This is a genomic window from Chryseobacterium sp. sg2396, assembly GCF_042610505.1.
GTDB lineage: Bacteria > Bacteroidota > Bacteroidia > Flavobacteriales > Weeksellaceae > Chryseobacterium.
In genome coordinates this window covers 1-4138 of record NZ_JBHGAQ010000044.1, presented here as the reverse complement: position 1 = coordinate 4138, position 4138 = coordinate 1, and the positions used below count along the sequence as shown (strand labels likewise).

The window sequence follows — 4138 nt, the reverse complement described above, 5'->3', positions numbered from 1 at the left end:
CATTGTAGCCTTCATGCTTCAGCCCGAACGGATAATAATTATTTTCTTCAAGAACTTCTGCGCTGTTATTACAAGTTGTACAGCTGTAAATATAGCTACTATTTTAAAATAACTTTATTAACATAAATAAAAAAACAAGCAATTATTAAATCTCACTTATGACCATTGCAGAACGTATAAGATTATACAGACAACAAAAAGGACTTTCACAGGCGGAGCTTGCAGAAAAATCCCTGGTAAATAAANGTAAATATAGCTACTATTTTAAAATAACTTTATTAACATAAATAAAAAAACAAGCAATTATTAAATCTCACTTATGACCATTGCAGAACGTATAAGATTATACAGACAACAAAAAGGACTTTCACAGGCGGAGCTTGCAGAAAAATCCCTGGTAAATAAAAAAAGCCTTTCCCGATACGAGCTGGGAAGCAGCATCCCACCTGCCGATGCGCTTAAAAATATCGCCGATGCTTTAGGAGTTTCAAGTGATGCGTTACTGAACGATGAAACAGTTGCTATTAAAGATAAGGAACTTCTGAAAAAATTTGAAGCCATACAGGATATGAATGAAGAAGACAAAGCACTCGTAACCAGGTTTCTCGATCTCACCATCCGGGATTTTAATGCGAGAAAAGCTTATAAATAAATTATAACCGAACTATAAAAAAATAACCCCACCGCTTTGCGGTGGGGTTATTTTTATCTACCAATACAAGCGAGATGCTTGCGCCAGCAGGGATTAGTTACAACTCTTCCTCCACATCTTCAATATAAGCACCACTTTTATTTTCATTTAAATATTTTTCTAAAAATATTTTCCCTTCTTTTTCGGAACCTAATATAGCGATATATCTCATGCAAGCTATAGCAATAAACGAAGACATATCTTCAGTTTTTAATAATAATATTGGATAAGTAACTTCAAAAAAGACTATTAAGCTCTCTTTATTTTTAAAAAATAAAGGATCACAATAAAAAATATCAATAAATGAATATATCGCAAATTCTTCTCTATTTATTATTAAATTAGATATATTGAATAAATAAAAAGAAGTTAATTTTTCACGAATAAAAGTTGATATTTCATCTTCGTTATAACCAAATAACTGATAAATCTTAATGTAGTCTGAAACTATTAATGAAATATTTTTTTTGGAGGTATTAAAATAATCTTCATACTCAATTTTAAAGCTTTCAATATTAGAACTATAAAATTTTCTGTATTGTTCACCAATAGCAACTAACTCATCATCCGTTTTTCTTAATATTTCTTTTAACATGTTTATTATTTATATCTTATTGGTATGGGAGGCCCGACTAATCTAATATTAAAAATATTAACATTAGATCCATAAAATCCATAATTAGTGCCTCCAAGTTCAACTTTTCTAATAGGTAATCCGACTTTTTCAGAGTAAGCTCCAGTTATCCCTGGACCATGAGGTAATGAAATAGAATTAAGAAGATTTGTAGTACCTATTTGTGTGCTATATTGTACTATTAAATCATATTTATCTCTTTTACTAAAACCATTTAGAGCTCTTTCAGCATACTCTAAACGGTCTGTTACAAATGGACCTTCTCCTCTATAATTACCATTTTGATCTCTTTTTTGTTGTAAAAAACCACCGGTACTTAGATATTCTTTACTAGACATCGCTCTGTAGAAGAATTCAACTCCGCTTGGTTCACCAGTAGTGGTTATAGGTATATCAGTGGGTACATCGAACTGCCTTGTCCAATTAAATTCAGGTTCTCCAATCATTGTAGGCACAAATATGGCTCCTGCTGTAAGACCTGCCGTAGAAAACAAACCCGTTCCAACACCTTGTAAACTGCTAAAAATAGACCCTTCAGCTACTCCTTCCGGAATTAAAGTCATGCTTATTATCGTTGCTTTTACTGCATGTCCGGTAGCTGTACTTTTCTTTCCTCCAAAAAGATTACTAAAGAAATTACCTATTTTTTGTATTATTCCAGGTCCAGTACTGCTTTTCGGACCAGGTCCACTTCCCCCACCGCCGCCGGAACGAATTTTCATTTGTCCGAAGAAATCACCGATACCATCACCGCCACCCTGCATACCTGCGCCTACATGATTGCCACTGGCATAAATCCACCACAAGGATCCTTCAGGAGCAACCTTGGTCATGATGTTATTTTGCTCATCTTCCCACGACATTGGCTTTCTTCCATCTGGATCGGTAAAGCTTACCGGATTATTATAAGCATAATTGTATGGAGTAAACCTCCTCATCTGCTCCGCCAGAGGATCGATCACACCCCATCTTCCGATATCACTCATATACATCCTGGCCCCATAATCGCTCCAGCCGGTTTCCTTCTGCAATTCTTTTCCGTTGTACTGGTAGTTATAGGCCGGATTTCCTGCCGCCTGGTTATAGCCCTGGTACTTTAATCCGAACGGATAATAATTGTTTTCTTCAAGAACTTCTGCGCTGCCACCGTTATTTTTAAAGTAACTTACCCTAATGCTGCCCAAATGGTCGGTATAGCTGTAAATATAGCTACTATTTTAAATAAACTTTATTAACATAAATAAAAAAAAGGTAAGTAAACATTAAAAACTAACTCTTTTTTAAGAAGCTCTTTATAATTATTCGTTAGAACTTGCAGAAAAATCCCAGGTGAATAACAAAAGCCTTTCCCGATACGAGCTGGGAAGCAGCATCCCGCCTGCCGATGCGCTTAAAAATATCGCCGATGCTTTAGGGGTTTCAAGTGATGCTTTACTCAACGATGATACCGTAGCTATTAAAGACAAAGACCTTCTGAAAAAATTTGAAGCCATACAGGATATGAATGAAGAAGACAAAGCACTCGTAACAAGGTTTCTTGATCTTACCATCAGGGATTTTAATGCAAGAAAAGCATATAACTAAATCATTACTGCTTTATAAAACACAAAACCCACCGCAATTGCGGTGGGTTATTATTATTACAAATCCGCAGGATCGGAATATTACCTACCTACTTTTTCTATATAAAATATTTTCATCCGCATTTACTTCAATAATAAGTTCATGATCGTTCTTGTAAACAGGAAAAGAACTGATCATTAAAAATTTTTCAGCATCTTTATCTGGTAAAAATTCCTCTAGTTTATTATCTTCATTATTATAGAATTTTAATAACGTAATTCTATCATTTTCTAAACTCCATTGATTTTCTCCTTGATACATTAATCGAGAATTTTTATCATAAATTTTATGTATATAAATATCGTTTTTAACAATTAGTGTATCAATTACATTTTCTCCTTTAAAATAATAATTCCCTAATAAACTTTTCTTGCTAATACTACAACTCACCATAATGAATGAGCTGAATATATAAAATATTATAATCTTTTTCATTTCATTTTATTTTTATTTATCCACAATAAATATGTTTGTCTTGTTGTGCTTTCAGGGACACCTACACCATTTACTCTAGGAATATTAACTGATTCACTTTTATTAAATGGATTAAGAGAGTAAGATGACGCTGATTTAGAATCAAAAGCCATTATAACGACTCTATTTCCAACAGGATAAAAACTAAAATTAGTTTTACCCATAAATTGACCTTGCATGTTCGTATTTTCCAGAATTATACCAAGGGGACCAAACATTCCTGAAAAGGAAGCTTTTTCATTCATAGATGTTCCTTGGAAATAATCTATAGCGGTCTTGTACATATTTGTTTTCATGAGTTGTTTCACCGCAGCATTTTCTTGTCCAACGAGTAAACTATTTTCAGGACCTCCACCACTTAAAAACTCATCATATAAATTTGCCCAATTTGTAGTGTTACTTCTACGAGTATAACCTTTCAGGTTTTTTGATGAATTCATCCATTGATCTTCTCCTGTCTCTCTATCTACTATTCTTGTTTTGCCATTAAAACTAGCTCCGCCACCCACATAATGATAAAAATCTATTTCATCACCTCCTAAGTCACTAACTTGAGTTACTTGACCAGTATTTATATCTACTACATATTCATTTGGTGGAGTACTAAAATTAATATTAGGAAAGTAAATAGCAGCCATAATATCCCTGTAGGCTTGGGTTTCCCCGAAAGGAGTACTTCCCCCACCGCCTCCGCCGCCGGATAACCTCATCTGGGC

At 34.0% G+C, this 4138-nt stretch carries 5 protein-coding genes and 2 pseudogenes; 3 read left to right on the top strand and 4 right to left on the bottom strand.

What is annotated here, in order from left to right; all coding sequences use genetic code 11:
• Positions 1-158: 158 nt before the first annotated feature.
• Both ACED20_RS21035 and ACED20_RS21030 read left to right on the top strand, forming a co-directional pair.
• Positions 159-287, top strand: a complete 129-nt coding sequence (locus ACED20_RS21035; protein ID WP_378106696.1) for a helix-turn-helix domain-containing protein — start codon at positions 159-161, stop codon at positions 285-287.
• Positions 288-319: 32 nt separating this feature from the next.
• Complete coding sequence (locus ACED20_RS21030; RefSeq protein ID WP_378106694.1) at positions 320-652, top strand: helix-turn-helix domain-containing protein; 333 nt, start codon at positions 320-322, stop codon at positions 650-652.
• A gap of 97 nt (positions 653-749) precedes the next feature.
• On the opposite strand, the gene ACED20_RS21025 is transcribed toward ACED20_RS21030, so the two are convergent.
• Both ACED20_RS21025 and ACED20_RS21020 read right to left on the bottom strand, forming a co-directional pair.
• Positions 750-1286, bottom strand: a complete 537-nt coding sequence (locus ACED20_RS21025; RefSeq protein ID WP_378106692.1) for a hypothetical protein — start codon at positions 1284-1286, stop codon at positions 750-752.
• Positions 1287-1291: 5 nt separating this feature from the next.
• The gene (locus ACED20_RS21020; RefSeq protein WP_378106690.1) at positions 1292-2509 is read right to left on the bottom strand and encodes an RHS repeat domain-containing protein; all 1218 of its coding nucleotides are present in this window, start codon (positions 2507-2509) and stop codon (positions 1292-1294) included.
• A 124-nt stretch (positions 2510-2633) separates the two neighbouring features.
• Here ACED20_RS21020 and ACED20_RS21015 point away from each other — a divergent pair.
• Positions 2634-2909 (top strand): annotated as a pseudogene (locus ACED20_RS21015) (helix-turn-helix domain-containing protein); the annotation flags it as partial.
• An 84-nt stretch (positions 2910-2993) separates the two neighbouring features.
• On the opposite strand, the gene ACED20_RS21010 reads toward ACED20_RS21015, so the two are convergent.
• Complete coding sequence (locus ACED20_RS21010; protein WP_345767400.1) at positions 2994-3383, bottom strand: hypothetical protein; 390 nt, start codon at positions 3381-3383, stop codon at positions 2994-2996.
• Positions 3380-4138 (bottom strand): annotated as a pseudogene (locus ACED20_RS21005) (hypothetical protein); the annotation flags it as partial. The pseudogene ACED20_RS21005 and the gene ACED20_RS21010, both read right to left, overlap by 4 nt.

Excerpts from the sequence above, each read along its gene's own strand:
- ACED20_RS21025 (WP_378106692.1), bottom strand. The coding sequence starts at position 1,286 with ATGTTAAAAGAAATATTAAGAAAAACGGATGATGAGTTAGTTGCTATT.
- ACED20_RS21010 (WP_345767400.1), bottom strand. The coding sequence starts at position 3,383 with ATGAAAAAGATTATAATATTTTATATATTCAGCTCATTCATTATGGTG.
- ACED20_RS21030 (WP_378106694.1), top strand. The coding sequence starts at position 320 with ATGACCATTGCAGAACGTATAAGATTATACAGACAACAAAAAGGACTT.